The following is a 13,646-nucleotide window of genomic DNA, read 5'->3' on the forward strand; positions in this document are numbered from 1 at the left end:
ACGGACACTCGGTAACAAAATGGCTGTGTTCAAGACCAATCTGTCCACTGTCGGACCCCTCCAGCGGTTCGGAAACATCTATTATCTTTCTGGAAATGCTCCGCATCGCGGGGGCGAAGACCAGGCCTATCTGCTGATCGATCCTGTCAAACGCGTCGTCCAGATCGGTCTTTGGGAAAAGGGCAAACTAACGGTTTACGCCCCTCCCGGTGGCCGCCTGCCTGAACCGCCGGATATTCGAAAATTGCTCGCAAACAGCCCGGGAGAAAGGGCGGTTTCCGCGCCGGGAGCGCCTTGGGAATTATTGCCCGTGCAGGGCCGTTCGCCCGCAGCCTATGTCGAGGCCGCGGCTTCGCCGAACATCACATCACTATCGCTATATTGCGAGAACGGCCGACCATATATGGCGATGCTGCTGAACAAACCCACGGCCGGTGCGCGATTGACGATGAGCTGGAATTTCGCCGAACGCCTCGTCAACCTGGCCGTCCAACGGGCCAATAAGGAGGGAACCTACTGGATCGGCGCTGTTGCGGGTACGCCGCTCGTCCAGCATCTCATGACGCAGCAAGGCACGGCATTCCTGCGGATCAACGGCCGCTTGGAGGGCGAGGCTTCGCTTGCCAACGCGCCAGCGGTTCTTCGCTCCAGCCTGCGCTCGTGCGTACGCTTTTGAGGAGGCAGATTGGTACGACGCGAGCGTGGGGCTGCGTGGACTACGTTCGATTACCGCAATTGCGGGCCGGATAGGTCGGGAACGACCGAAGGCGGGCGCTTCGGCACTTGCCTTGAGCGGGTCGCCTGGTCGGCATGGATCTCGGCGGCGATGTGGCGACCAGTCGGCTCGGCTGTCGCGCACGTATCTCGCACATGCTGAAGAGCGGTATGGTTGCAGTCTATAGGACGTTGACGCGACGCTGAAGTGGGGTAAGTCTGACGATGCTTCGGCCCATTTTCCCTGGGGGCGGAGGGGGGGTATAGCTAATATACCCGGGAAGACCGCGATGTGACCATCGCGGTCTTTTTGGCTTGTGCCCTCTGATGAGAGCAGATGGCCCCGCGTCCTTGGTCGCATCGGACGCGGGGTTGACCTACCATTGGCGTGAACTGATGAAATAAAGGTGACCAAGCCCCGTAACCATGACTGCGCAGGCTAGCGCCGGTCAGGTACGAAATCGGATTCGCCCAGTGGGCATGTGTTCGCGCATATCGAGGCTGCCGCTCCTGCTTCACGGGGAGCGACAGTGCGAAATCACCTTTCAGGTTGCCGCCATTATTCGGCGCCGCGGGGACCTTCATCCTCGTCACCACCCGCACCTAGCTGTCCAGGCTCGTCGTCGTCGCTGCGCTCGCCGCGATATGCGTCCATATCGACTTGGCCCGATTGTTCCATCTGAACCATATGATCGACCAGGTCTTGCGCATCGTCGGTATCATTGCCGGTTTTGACCTTGCCACTATCAGGGAGGGTGCGCTCGGTCCGTGTCGCTTCAGCAACCGATTGCGCTTGTGCGGTCTCGTCATCCTGCTCGCGGTTGCGCGCTTCAGGTGCGGCTGAAAATTTCGGATCGTTGATCATGGCTGGCGCTCCCTTGTTCCATGAGCGCAACGCCACCGCGGGTCGCGCGGTTCCCGAATTTGGGTTCGGCAAGGTGATCAGGGGTGTGGGATTTGGCTATAATAGATGCGATCGTGTGTCTGCTCAGTTCCGTAGCTGCGACTTGGCGGCCATCGATCGTCTCGGTAAGCTGTGTCGCAGGGTTTTCTTGGGGGGATAGCTGCCTCGATCATCATGGCTCTACTGCGGGGCTTGCGGCTCATTTTCACAAGCTGAATTCGCCGGCTTCTGTCGCGACGCGTCTCACAATGAAACAAATCTAGCGCACGGCGCTGTCGCTCGACTCCTTAACAACTGGTTAAAGCCATGTTTTTGTGCGACACAGCATTTCGAATCGTCCAGTCGGAGCGAGTCTTTGAGCAATCGGGCGTCATATTTGGTTGAAAAGGGGTAAGAGCAATGCGCAGTCTTATTGCCGCACTCGCCGCCATCGCGCTGGTTCCGACCAGCGCCAATGCCGCGTCGCTGATCAATGGCAGCTTCGAGAATGGCACTCCCTCGATTGGCAGTTTCACCACCGTGGCTGGCGGCAATTCCACCGCGATCAACGGCTGGGTCGTGACCGGCAACAGCGTCGACTACATCGGCAGCTACTGGGCAGCGCAGGACGGTAATCGTAGCATCGATCTCAACGGCAATGGTCAGGGCGGAATCCAGCAGACCTTTACGACGGTCGTTGGCCAGCTCTACAATATCAGCTTCTGGCTGGCCGGAAATCAGGACGGCGCGCCCGTGACCAAGTCGGTCCGGGTTGGTGCGGGCGACACCACGTCCATCTTCACCTTTGACACGACCGGGACGAGCCGACCGGCGAACATGGGTTGGAAAAATTACAACTTCCAGTTCGCGGCGACCAGCACGACGACGACCCTGTCCTTCCAGTCGCTCGACGCGACCTCGTTTGGGGCATCGCTCGATAATGTATCGGTGTCGGCCGTTCCCGAGCCGGCGACGTGGGCCATGATGCTCCTCGGGATCGGTCTTATCGGCGGCGCGATGCGCCGCCGTTCCACCGCTCGGCCTGCCCACCGCCTGGTGCGGGGCTAAGCGCTTAACCTGAAAATTCTGCATTGCCAGCCGATGGCTGGCGGTCGTCTTGCTCAGCATGGTCGACGGCCTCTTTCGTTTCGGCATTGGTCGGGAACCACGCGCGCCCATTTTTGGGTGACGGGCGGTGGCGATGACGACGGCAAGGCTATGTTTAACGGCGTTAAGAGAAGCGTTCCAAAACGAAACAGCATCGCGAATCCCGCGGGCAAGGTGTGGACTCACGCGGCAATATTCGACAGATGTTATGAAATGTTATCGGGGGTGTTATGAAGAAACTGTTGATCGCAGCTTCAGCCGCAGCATTTTTCGCCGCTTCGCCCGCGCAAGCGGCGACGCTGATCGGCGATACGGTGACCTGCGATCAGGTCGGGTCAGGCTCGACCTATTCCTGTTTCACCAACTCCGCCGTCGTCGGTGGCGGGCGTGAATTTGAGGTCGGCGCTGCGCCGAATCCTGCCATTGGCCTCAACTTCAACGGCGGCGGTCTGCGGATCACCAACATTTCTGGCGGGGCACTGTTCCTCACGCAAACCATCGTTTCGCTTGCCGACTTGTCGAAGGCATTTACGAGCGCGAACTTGCTCAACTCATCGATCCTCGGTTTTGGTTCGTCCGATGTAACGATCCAGAACGGCGTGCTGCGGCTTGACTTCGCGGGGACCATTTGGGCGCGTAATTCCACCGCCAATATCGCGCTCGACACCGCCTCTGCGGTACCCGAGCCAGGCACTTGGGCAATGATGCTGCTTGGTTTGGGTGCAATGGGGGCAGCGATGCGGTCACGCCGCCGACAACGGTTTAGCGTCCGCTACGCCTGATAGATCTGCGATGCTGAATGGAAAACAGGGGCTTGGGTCTCCATGACCTGAGCCTCTTTGCTATATCGCATGGAAGAGCGTTGTTCGTCGCTGCGAGCCGATAGCTGGGATGATCTCATCCTGGTCCGGCTTACGCTGTCGCACCAGAAATGTGCGATTCGCAATGCGTGGCTATTTTATCGGTCGCTGGCCGAAACTTTCCATAGCCCCCGCACTCTAGCTCCCCGAGTGGCTGGCGAGGCCTGCTTTTAGGCATTTGGTCATCCGTCCATGATAGGCGTCCCGACATGGAACCGCCGCGCGATTCAATCTATTATGAGCAGCTCGCGCGTGTCGCCCGTGCGAAGGCGAGTCGTTGCGGCGATCCGTTTCTTGCGCTTCGCCTTCGCGAAGCAGCCATTCATCATGATCGTACGTCTCGAAAGCTTCGCCGCGCCGAGCAAGCAGGAAAACCCTGACCGCCAAGCCTCGTTCCAACGGACGGGAAAAAGTAGACTCGAGATTGCTAGTCGGCGCGCCGGTTGCTGGCGATCCCGGGGGTCAGCAGAACATCAGCCTTCGCTGCAACTGCTGCGGCATCGCCAGCAATCCATCTTAGGATAGAGCCCGCAATAGCTCCATCCTATAAAATCATCCTATACCGCGATTTGTCGTCGAAAAGAGGGGCTTCGGCCTGCCGAAGTCACCCATTCGCTTCATCAGCGCCGCTCGCTACGGTAGCTGCGCCGACATTTGCCGCAACTATCCCGGAGATGTCGGAGGGTCAGTCTCCAGGCAGCGCGAATGCTGGCTCGAGGCAGGAATGGCTCTGCCGGAAGCGGCGGAGCCATTCTTGTTCTGCGGCTGACCCGATGGCGCGGCGTTTCTCATATTTAAGCGCCGTGGTGCGACCCATATCCCGACCTTCGCCGAGCCGAAGGTCTGGAATATTGCTGAAGGCCTATCGATTATCTGCCGTGCGGTTTGTGTAGCCCGGCCAGTCGAATTTCGCGAGATTTTTCAGCTTGTAAGAACGGTCAAGGCGGAACCCCAAATAGATTTTGGATAGACCGGCAGACCCTCCGCCTCCTAGATATATTCCATTCTGCGCACATCGCTTCTGATCATGCGACCCGATCAGACGCGGCATCCGCAGTCGGGGCCGAAGATGCATTTGCCGCTTCGGCCCCGTTTTTTTGAAGTCCTTACCGGCGGCCTCGTTGCCGCGCATCCCGACCTTGGGCGCTGGCGCGCGCTCATTTGCTCCAGGCAAGTAGCGCCCGCGACCCGGGAGCAAGCCTGAATCTCGCCTTTCGCTGCACAAGCATGCAGTCGCCGAACGCGGCCTGCGTGCCATCGACGTCCAAGGATCCGGTGAGGGGGATAAGCAGCATATTTTCCCCTTGGTCGACCTCGATCGGACGATTGTCATCGGTTATGTGCGCGATTTTGAAGTGGTTCGCCTCGAGTAGAAGGGCCGATCGCGCCCGATCGACGAGCAATTGGCACCGGGCGGGGAATGGCCGTGCGTCGGCGACCGCAGTACCGTCCACCAAGTGCAGTTCCCGCGGTCGCCCATAGTCGTATAGGCGATAGGTAATGTCGCTGGCCTGCTGTACTTCAAGCAGCGTTATGCCTGGCCCGATGGCATGAATTGTCCCAGGCGGAATGTGAAACATCATGTCGGCTTGCACGGGATGCCACTGGATCAGTCGCTCGAGTTCACCATTGAGTGCAGCGGAATGAAGTTCGGAACGCCCGAGAGGCCGAATAGTCCCGATCCCAAGACGGGCTCCCGGCTTTGCATCGAGAATATACCAGCATTCCTCTTTGCCAGAGGGATGACCGCGCGCACGGGCTTGCTCATCGTCGGGATGGACCTGAATCGACAGCTTTTCAGACGTGAAGAGATATTTGACCAGCAAAGGCGACACTGCTTCCTGTGATGCAACTTCAAACCAGATTTCGCCGATGCGCCGATCATGCGGAGCCGCGAAGGGAGCGGGAAGGCGCGCCATGCCCCACGGTTTGTCCACCAGAAGAGGTGCTAAGTTGATCATGCGTGCAAAATATACTGCTGATGCTGGAGGGTCGCGGGAGATTGGCAGAACTGGAAGGGCCAGCGATAGCCAAAAGTCGTTAAAAATCCGAACTGTCTTCGCGGCCTCGATCTCCGGTAGTCGGCCGCCCGGCTGCCCGGCGCCATTGGCATGATACAGCCGAAGATATTCGGGTTTCGGTCTGAAATGGGACATGGTGGCCCAATGCGGGGCAATATGAAGCCAATCGACCGTTTGGCAGCGGTGTCACGATGGCTTATGATGCTGGTGCTGCGGGGGCTAAGACCATGACCAGGTCGCCGCGGTAAAGTGCCGCGACCGTTGCGGACGTCGGCCGCAGGCAGTGCGTCCACTCTGCATGCGGCGTTGCGGTTCGATCTGGGAATGCGGGCAGACTCAACTCCCGCCAACTTCATTTAACTTTCATAGGTCCGGTTTAGGGCAGCCAAGCCCCGCGTCGCTGCGACCCGCGGCGCTGGGCCGAAACTTGGCACGGACAAGATTGTGCGTGCCATCACAACTAGCCCGGCCCTCCCCCACTCCGAGGGTCGGGTTTTTGTGCCTTCGCATTTCCTGGACCAAAATAACCTGCCCGTGCCGCCGGCCCATCCGAAGTGGGTGAGAGGTCGAACGCATCAGGGCGCGCAACGGTGGCCTGCTGCTTGGACGCGGCGTCCGCCCAGGGAATTGGATCTCGACAGCAAAGCATGTGATCGAACGGCTGATACGGCGACCGATCAAAGGTCGAGTGTTGCTAGCGCCTTTGCGGCCGCGCCCCGATTGAGGTGACCATAATGCCGCTCGATCATCTCCGTGCTCGTTCCACTGATCTGGGCCACGGATAGCAACGGAAGCCCTTCGTTGATGAGGTCGGTGATCGTGCTGTGCCGTAAAGTGTATGCCGTAGCGTTGGGTGGTAGTTGCGCGTCCACTACGGCCTTTTTCATCGGTCCGCGCCAGCTGTAATTGTCCCAGGCTTTGCCGTTCGCCCGGGAAATCAGCGGCTCGTGTCGCTCCTTCCCCGCCGACTGCGCGGCAAATAGCTCGATCACCGGTTGTGGAATTAGGATACGTCGCCCTTTGCCCGCCTTGTCCTTGCCGATCGTCAATTCGCCAGTCCGCGCTTCAAAATCTTCGACAATCAACTGAGCGGCTGCGCCCGGTCGCAGAGGAAGCAGGCAGAGCGAACGAAAGAACGGCTCTGCTTGACCCGGCGGCCATCGCGCTGGTGATACTGGATCGCCTTAGCCGCGTGCGCCCCATCCCCCGCGACTTGGCGCAGCGGGGCGAGCGCGTTGCGAGCCAGGCTGAAACCGCGCTTGGACTGTCGGTTCCGGATGTGATGCGATCTCCCGCCTTTTGTTCGGGGTGTCCGCACAATCGCGGGACACGCGTTCCTGAAGGCAGCGTCGCAGCGGGAGGCATTGGCTGTCACGCAATGGCTATGCTTCGACAACCGGAAATGTTGCCGAGCGCTCAAATGGGCGGGGAGGGCGCTCACTGGTATAGTCTCGCTCGATACACAGACGTGCCGCATATCTTCCAGAACCTTGGAGATGGCACCTATTACCATTCCGGGCTTCTCGCCATACGCGGCGCCATCGCCGCAGGTGTGAACATCACTTACAAGATTCTCTACAACGATGCAGTTGCCATGACGGGCGGGCAACCGCACGACGGGCCTTTGTCCGTCATCGCCGTTGCCCGGCAGGTGGTTGCCGAAGGCGTGGCCCAATGCGTTGTCGTAAGCGATATGCCGGAGCGCTATAAACAGGGCTCTATCGCGCCGGGGGTCGATGTTCGTCACCGCGATGAGCTGGACGAAGTGCAGCGCAGGCTGCGAGTTGTTCCCGGCGTCACAGTCATCATTTACGAACAGGAATGTGCGGCTGAAAAGCGCCGTCGTCGCAAGCGCGGCAAGTTGATCGACCCGCCCCGGCGGCTATTCATCAACGATATGGTGTGTGAAGGCTGCGGCGACTGCTCCGCCAAGTCGGGCTGTGTCAGCCTGTGGCCCAAGGAGACCGAGCTGGGGCGCAAGCGCCAGATCGATCAGTCGAGTTGCAACAAGGATTTCAGTTGCAAGGATGGCTTTTGCCCGTCGTTCGTGACGGTGCTTGTCTGCCGAGCAGATGACCGACATCATCGCCCTCGTTGTGCAGCCCTTCATCGAGAGTGGCGCTGTTGTCGATGTGGCTATCGATCTGGGCGACAGACTGTGGCGGATCCGGCACGCGCTCACAGAAGGATTGCGGGCGGAGGGGACGGTCATTGCCTGCGACATTGCTGTGCCACGCAGTGTCCTGATGAAATTTCGCGAGGAAGCCACCAGAGAAATCGCAATGCGATGGCCCGCACTGATGATAGCGGATTTCGGCCATGTCGGGGATGGGGGTCTTCATTTCAACATGGTTTGGCCTTATACTGCCGGGCGACTTCCGGATGACCTGCCGGCCATTGTGCAATCTTATGTTTTTGAGCGGGCGGTTCGAGGATATGGTGGTACCTTCAGTGCGGAGCACGGGGTAGGGCCGCGAAATTTCGACCATTATGTCCGATTTACGCCGGAATCGGTTCGCAGTCTCGCAACGAAGGTTCAAAAAGCCATAGCACCGGTGCCGCTGGGGCGGGTTAACTTTGGTTGATTGCCCGGGATAACCGGTCCTGACCTTGGTGCTCGATCTTCAAGGCGTAGTACTCATCTTCGCCGGTCACGGTGCGCCATACCGCCGAACGCCATCCCGAAGTATCGGCCTTCACCGCTGCGCCGCGATCCAGTCGTGGACGATGTCGGCGGCCTGCTGTGCCAGTTCGGGCTGTCCGAAATAATAATGATTGGCGCCCTCGATCACGTGATGGTCCTTGGTGCAATGGACCGCGGCGTCCATCAGCCGCGCCGCGTGGCTGGGCGTGCAGGCGTCGTCGGCGCCGTTCTCGATCACCAGCATCGGGCAGGCGATGCGCGCGGCGCATTTGAGGCCGTCGGCGTTGGATTCGTCATAGGCCCATTGCGACAGCCAGCTGCGCAGCGTGGTGAAGCGCGCAAGGCCCACCGGGCCGTCGTTGACGACCTTCGGGTCGCCCAGCATGCACCAGTTCGGCCGGCGGTCGCTGGGGTCGAGCGTCGGGTCGAGGAAGCGCGGGTCGGCCATCGTCCCCTGCACGGTGAAGCAGCGTTCGTGATCGGCGAGCCCCGCCACCTTCAGCGCCGCCAGTTCCTGTTTCGCCCACGCCGTGATGCGCCGGTTGCGCGCGATCTGTGCCGCGCGATATTCGGCGACGAACGCCGCCGAATAAGGCGGCCTGGGTCCATCCGCGGCATAGAGGTCGAGCCGGGCATCGCGGTCGAAGGGCCGCGTCTCGTCGGTGATCGACGGATCGAGCCATTCGGTAAGCGTCAGGTTGCGCGACAGATGCGCGGCGAGCAGCAGCACGCCGTCGGCGGGAATGAACTTCGCTGCGGTCAGGTCGTAGGGATCGCCCGCGGGCGTGTGCGTGACGCGCGGGTCCTGCGCCTCGGCCTGGTAGAACATCGACAGCGCGCCGCCCCCCGACCAGCCGCCGAGATAGACCTTGCTGTAGCCCAGCCGTTCCTTCGCATCGCGGATGCAGGCGGCGAAATCCATGACCGCGCGTTCCATGATCAGCGCCGTGTCGTTGCCGCGATAGCGGGTGTTGCAATAGATGGTGTGGACGCCGCGCTTCGCCAGCGTGCTGACCAGCGGCAGCCAGGCGCCGCCGCCGATCGGGTGCGAGAAGATGACGACGCTGTCCGACGGCACCTCGGGCCTCAGCAGATGCGCCTCGATCGCGACCTTGCCGATCTGCCCGCCATAAGTGTCCTTGAAGGCGCTGACCTCGTCGAAGACGACCAGATAGGGAATGCGTTCATATTTCATGCCGGTTCCCCCTCACGCGTCGCCGCGGCTGCGGCGGTCGAGCGCCTCGGCGCCGAATTTCGCTTCCTTCGCCGCGCGCGTGCGCTCGCTCCACCGGGCGAGCGTCTGCCCGAAGTTGCGCTGCTCCTCGTCGAGGATGCGGTCGTGATCGGCGGTGCGGTACGTCAGCTCGATCTGGATGCCGTTGGGGTCGTACATGTAGATGGAGCGGACGAAATGATGGTCGATCGGTCCGTGCGCGGTGACGCCGTGGGCGCGGATGCGGTCGCGCATCGCGATCAGGTCGTCCTCGCCCCCGACCTCGAACGCCCAGTGCATGTCGAAGCTGTCCTTGCGCGCGAACCACGCCGGGTCGGCCGATCCGGGGGCGTCGAAGAAGGCGATATGTTCGCCGTTCCGCATGCGGAAGAAGACATGCAGATAGGGATCGTCGGCGCCGCTGCCGGGCACCTCCTCGACGATGATGCCGGTCGGATCGGCGAGCCCCAGCACGTCGCGGTAGAACCAGATCGTCTGTTCGGCATCGCGGCAGCGAAAGGCGGCGTGGTGGACGCCGACGATCGGCCTGGGTTCGATGGATGTCATAGGGCCTCCTTGCGCGATGCCGTCAGCGGCCGCCCGGCGACAGCGATATGTCCAGCCGCTTCATGGCGAGGACGAAATTGGAACGGATATAGGTGGGGTCCGACACGACCTCGTAGCGGGGAAAGCGGCGCAGCAACGCCTCGAGGATCAGCGAGAGCTGGAGCATCGCAAGCCGCGAGCCGAGGCAGTGGTGGATGCCATAGCCGAAGGCGATGTGCCGGTTGGCGTTGGCGCGGCCGATGTCGAGCGCATAGGGATCGGCGAACAGCGCGGGATCGTGATTGGCCGCGCCATAGAGCATCGCGACGCGCTCGCCCGCCGCGACCTGCGCCGGTCCGACCTCGACGTCCCGCGTCGCGGTCCGCGCCATGTGGATGACGGGACTGAAGCGGCGCAGGATCTCCTGCACCGCGCGCGGGATCAGCGCGGGGTCGTCGACCAGCGCGCGCCGCTGGTCGGGATGGTTCGCGAGCAGCCAGATCGCGCCCGACAGCGAACTGCGCGTCGTTTCGTTGCCCGCGGCGATCAGGTTGGAGAAATAGCTGACCTGCTCGGTGCGGCTGAGCGGCCGTCCGTCGGGCAGCGTCGCGTGCGCGATGCAGCTGATCACATCGTCGCGCGGTTCGCGGCGGCGGCTTTCGAGCAGTGACCAGCCATAGTCGAAGATGGCGAGGTAGCGCTCGTTCGCCACCGCCTTCGACGGCGCGAGTTCGGGATCGTCGGTGCCGAAGACCGCGTTGGTGAATTCGAAGACGCGCCATTCGTCCTCGGGCGGCACGCCGATGATCGCGCAGATCGTGCTGATCGGCACCCGCGCGCCGATCTCTTCGACGAACTCCACCCGGTCGCGGCCGGCGAGTCCGGCCATCAGCCGGTCGACGCCCTGCCGCACGAGCGGTTCGACCGCGGCGATGCCCGACGGCATGAAGAAGGGCGTGACCAGCCGGCGGAACGGCGCATGCTCCGGCTCGTCCATCGACAGCATGAAGCGGCTGAGCACCTTGCCGATTTCCGGGTCCATCGACGCGCGGTGCGCGGTGTGGACGCGAAAGCCGCGCGCGGTGCTGAAATGCGCGCTGTCGGCGCTGATCGCCCGGATCGCCTCGTGATCGGTGGCGAGCCACAGCCGCTCGCCGTCGGCGCCTTCGACCGGCACGACGGGCCCCTGCCGCCGCAACGCATCGTATGCGGCATGCGGGTGGCCGGCGCGGAAGCAGTCGGGATCGACCAGGTCGAAGCGCCCGGTCGCCCCCACCGCCGCGTCTGCCGAAGGAGCCGGCGATGGAGCCGCCGCGACCGTCACGTCCGCCCCCGCCGCGTCAGAAGTTGAGTTTCGCCTGGACGGCGATCGTCCGCGGCGGATTGATGAACTTGGAAATGATCCCCGCCGCCAGCGGCGTGTTGAAGGCGTGCGAGCCGGTCAGCTTGTTGGTCAGATTCTTTCCGACCAGCGCCAGTTCCCACGCCTTGTCCGACGAGCGGACGCCGAGGCGCAGGTCGAGCTTGGCGAAGCTGCGCTGGACCGCGTCGGGGTTGTAGCTTTCCTCCAGATAGGTGTTGCTGCGGAAGGTCATGCCGCCGTTGGCGATGAAGTCGATCGCGCCGCTGACGGGCAGCGCGATATCGGCGAACAGCGTTCCGCTCCATCTCGGCGCGCGCGGCAATGGGCGGCCCGCGGCGTTGTTGTTCGCCGGGACGCAGGTCGGATTGTCGAACGGACAGGGCGCGCCGAGGAAATCGAGATAGGTCGAATCGAGATAGGCGAGCGAGCCGGTGAGCGAGACGCCGTCGGCCACGTCCAGGATGAAATCGCTTTCGAAGCCCTGGCTGCGCGCCTTGCCCGCGTTGGTCGTGATGAAGGCGGTCGAGACCGCGTCGAACGAACTGACCTGGAGATTCTTGAAGATGGTGCGATAGGCCGAGATGTTGAAGCGCAGCCGGCGGTCGAACAGCGCCACCTTGGCACCCGCCTCGATCGTTTCGGCGCTTTCGGGCTCGATCTCGAACTGCGCCGCGGTCGTCGTCGACTGCGCGCCGATGAAGCCGCCCGCCTTCGACCCCTGGCCGTAGGAGAGATAGAGCATCGCATCGGGAACGACGTCCCACTGGATCGCGGCCGACGGATCCCATTCGCGCTCGATCCGCTTGCCCGACAGCGGCGTGGCGAGCCAGGTCGGCTGCACGGCGCCGGTGTTCGCGCGCGTCTGATCCGCGATCTTGCGGTCATAGGTGTAGCGCAGGCTGCCGATCAGCCGCAGCGTGTCGCCGATGTGCCAGGTCGCGCTGCCGAAGCCCGACCATACGACATTCTCCTGCCGGAAGACGCGGTCGGCGCGGCCGTCGAACGGGCCGAACGCAATCAGCGTGGTCTGGAACAGGTCGTAGTCGTTCACATGGAAATAGCCGCCGACGATATATTCGAGCGCGCCGTTCGTCGGCGACGCGAGCCGGATTTCCTGCGACAGCTGGTCGAAATTCTCGCCGAAGGACGAGGCGAAGCTGGGGCTGGGACCGAAGTCGGCGTCGAGCCGCTTCTCGAAGCTGTAGGCGGAATAGCCGGTGATCGAGGTCAGCACATGGTCGCCGATCTCGATATTGGCGGTCGCCGAGGCGTTGAAATTCTTCGTGTTGTCGTAATCCTTGTCGACGAAGCCGGGAAAGCCGCTCGTCGAGCGTTCGAGGTCGGGGTCGTTGGGGGTCAGGAAGCGTTCGACGGGGTTGCCGGTCAGGTCGACCTTGCCGCCCTCGACCTTGACCAGCACATCGACCGGCCCGCCCGAATCGAGCAGCACCGAGGCGCGGCCGAACCAGGCCTCGCGCTTGGTCTCGTTGCCGCCCTGGATCAGGTTCCGGACATAGCCGTCGGACTTTTCATACTGGCCGGCGAGGCGGACGCTGACGAGGTCGGACACCGGGCCGGACACCATGCCGAACAGCCGCCCGCCACCCAGCTCGAATTCATAGCTGGCGTCGATCTGGCCGCGGAAATCGCGCGTCGGCTTCGCGCTGACGACGCTGATCGCGCCGGCGCTGGTGTTCTTGCCGACCAGCGCGCCCTGCGGCCCGCGCAGCACCTCGATCCGCTCGACGTCGAGGAAGGGGGCCTGGAACTGGCGCGCGTGGCCGCCGTAGATGCCGTCGACGAACAGGCCGACGGTCTGTTCGAAGGCGAGGTTTCCGGGCTGCGAGCCGATGCCGCGAATGTAGAAGGCATTGTTGCCGGGCGTCGTCTGGACATAGAGGTTGGGGACGTAGCGATCGAGCTCGTTGAAATCCTTGATGCCCATGTCGGCGAGCTGTTCGCCGCCGACGACCGACATAGAGATCGGCACGTCCTGGATGTCCTGCTCGCGCTTCTGCGCGGTGACGACGATGACATTGTCGCTGCTCGCCGCTCCGGGGGCAGCCTGCTGCGCGAACGCGGGCGCGCCGAGCGCGACCGAGCCGACCGAAGCAATCAGAAGAGCACGACGACGAACCGTGCGGACAGTCACTCCCTGCATCCCTCATCTCCCTTTTCGGAACCGGCTCCTGCGATCGGGCCGACCCTTCGTTGCACGACTGCCCGGGGGCGGACCCCTCTGGCATTCCTGTGGGAGAAGCTTAGATTGAAGTCTAAGTATTGTAAAGTAGCTTG

11 protein-coding genes are annotated in these 13,646 nt (G+C 62.4%); 4 read left to right on the forward strand and 7 right to left on the reverse strand.

The window, feature by feature from the left end; translation table 11 throughout:
• Positions 1 to 19: 19 nt before the first annotated feature.
• On the forward strand, positions 20 to 676 hold the full coding sequence (locus tag C3E99_RS19915; RefSeq protein WP_158682359.1) for a hypothetical protein: 657 nt from the start codon (positions 20 to 22) through the stop codon (positions 674 to 676).
• Positions 677 to 1,273: 597 nt separating this feature from the next.
• On the opposite strand, the gene C3E99_RS17545 is transcribed toward C3E99_RS19915, so the two are convergent.
• A complete protein-coding gene (locus C3E99_RS17545; protein WP_104960187.1) occupies positions 1,274 to 1,579 on the reverse strand; it encodes a hypothetical protein in 306 nt (101 codons plus the stop codon).
• A 438-nt stretch (positions 1,580 to 2,017) separates the two neighbouring features.
• On the opposite strand from C3E99_RS17545, the gene C3E99_RS20185 reads away from it, so the two are divergent.
• Both C3E99_RS20185 and C3E99_RS17555 read left to right on the forward strand, forming a co-directional pair.
• Positions 2,018 to 2,665 (forward strand): choice-of-anchor C family PEP-CTERM protein, encoded by a 648-nt coding sequence (locus C3E99_RS20185; RefSeq protein ID WP_104960188.1) that lies wholly within the window; start codon positions 2,018 to 2,020, stop codon positions 2,663 to 2,665.
• Between the two features lie 269 nt (positions 2,666 to 2,934).
• Positions 2,935 to 3,486: a PEPxxWA-CTERM sorting domain-containing protein gene (locus C3E99_RS17555; protein ID WP_104960189.1), complete on the forward strand. Its 552-nt coding sequence runs from the start codon at positions 2,935 to 2,937 to the stop codon at positions 3,484 to 3,486.
• A gap of 1,235 nt (positions 3,487 to 4,721) precedes the next feature.
• Here the strand turns inward: C3E99_RS17555 and C3E99_RS17560 are convergent.
• Together C3E99_RS17560 and C3E99_RS17565 are read right to left on the reverse strand one after the other, a co-directional pair.
• Positions 4,722 to 5,720 (reverse strand): class I mannose-6-phosphate isomerase, encoded by a 999-nt coding sequence (locus tag C3E99_RS17560; RefSeq protein WP_234002531.1) that lies wholly within the window; start codon positions 5,718 to 5,720, stop codon positions 4,722 to 4,724.
• Positions 5,721 to 6,262: 542 nt separating this feature from the next.
• Positions 6,263 to 6,670 carry a tyrosine-type recombinase/integrase gene (locus tag C3E99_RS17565; RefSeq protein ID WP_234002532.1) on the reverse strand — a complete coding sequence of 136 codons (408 nt, stop codon included), beginning with the start codon at positions 6,668 to 6,670 and terminating at the stop codon, positions 6,263 to 6,265.
• 987 nt (positions 6,671 to 7,657) lie between these two features.
• Between C3E99_RS17565 and C3E99_RS17575 the strand changes: the two genes are divergently transcribed.
• Positions 7,658 to 8,170, forward strand: a complete 513-nt coding sequence (locus C3E99_RS17575; protein ID WP_158682360.1) for an FAD-binding oxidoreductase — start codon at positions 7,658 to 7,660, stop codon at positions 8,168 to 8,170.
• Between the two features lie 111 nt (positions 8,171 to 8,281).
• On the opposite strand, the gene C3E99_RS17580 is transcribed toward C3E99_RS17575, so the two are convergent.
• Genes C3E99_RS17580 through C3E99_RS17595 form a run of 4 tightly spaced genes read right to left on the reverse strand, consistent with a single transcriptional unit; the run spans position 8,282 to position 13,503 of the window.
• Positions 8,282 to 9,424, reverse strand: a complete 1,143-nt coding sequence (locus tag C3E99_RS17580; RefSeq protein WP_076073358.1) for an alpha/beta hydrolase family protein — start codon at positions 9,422 to 9,424, stop codon at positions 8,282 to 8,284.
• Positions 9,425 to 9,436: 12 nt separating this feature from the next.
• Complete coding sequence (locus C3E99_RS17585) at positions 9,437 to 10,009, reverse strand: VOC family protein (RefSeq protein ID WP_067109407.1); 573 nt, start codon at positions 10,007 to 10,009, stop codon at positions 9,437 to 9,439.
• Between the two features lie 22 nt (positions 10,010 to 10,031).
• Complete coding sequence (locus tag C3E99_RS17590) at positions 10,032 to 11,312, reverse strand: cytochrome P450 (RefSeq protein WP_156483054.1); 1,281 nt, start codon at positions 11,310 to 11,312, stop codon at positions 10,032 to 10,034.
• A gap of 16 nt (positions 11,313 to 11,328) precedes the next feature.
• Positions 11,329 to 13,503 carry a TonB-dependent receptor gene (locus C3E99_RS17595; RefSeq protein ID WP_158682361.1) on the reverse strand — a complete coding sequence of 725 codons (2,175 nt, stop codon included), beginning with the start codon at positions 13,501 to 13,503 and terminating at the stop codon, positions 11,329 to 11,331.
• Between the last annotated feature and the right edge of the window lie 143 nt (positions 13,504 to 13,646).

Origin of the sequence: Sphingopyxis sp. MG (assembly GCF_002953155.1) — a bacterium.
Classification (GTDB): Bacteria; Pseudomonadota; Alphaproteobacteria; order Sphingomonadales; family Sphingomonadaceae; genus Sphingopyxis; species Sphingopyxis granuli.

Excerpts from the sequence above, each read along its gene's own strand:
- C3E99_RS20185 (WP_104960188.1), top strand. The coding sequence starts at position 2,018 with ATGCGCAGTCTTATTGCCGCACTCGCCGCCATCGCGCTGGTTCCGACC.
- C3E99_RS17580 (WP_076073358.1), bottom strand. The coding sequence starts at position 9,424 with ATGAAATATGAACGCATTCCCTATCTGGTCGTCTTCGACGAGGTCAGC.
- C3E99_RS17555 (WP_104960189.1), top strand. The coding sequence starts at position 2,935 with ATGAAGAAACTGTTGATCGCAGCTTCAGCCGCAGCATTTTTCGCCGCT.
- C3E99_RS17575 (WP_158682360.1), top strand. The coding sequence starts at position 7,658 with ATGACCGACATCATCGCCCTCGTTGTGCAGCCCTTCATCGAGAGTGGC.
- C3E99_RS17585 (WP_067109407.1), bottom strand. The coding sequence starts at position 10,009 with ATGACATCCATCGAACCCAGGCCGATCGTCGGCGTCCACCACGCCGCC.
- C3E99_RS17560 (WP_234002531.1), bottom strand. The coding sequence starts at position 5,720 with ATGTCCCATTTCAGACCGAAACCCGAATATCTTCGGCTGTATCATGCC.
- C3E99_RS19915 (WP_158682359.1), top strand. The coding sequence starts at position 20 with ATGGCTGTGTTCAAGACCAATCTGTCCACTGTCGGACCCCTCCAGCGG.
- C3E99_RS17545 (WP_104960187.1), bottom strand. The coding sequence starts at position 1,579 with ATGATCAACGATCCGAAATTTTCAGCCGCACCTGAAGCGCGCAACCGC.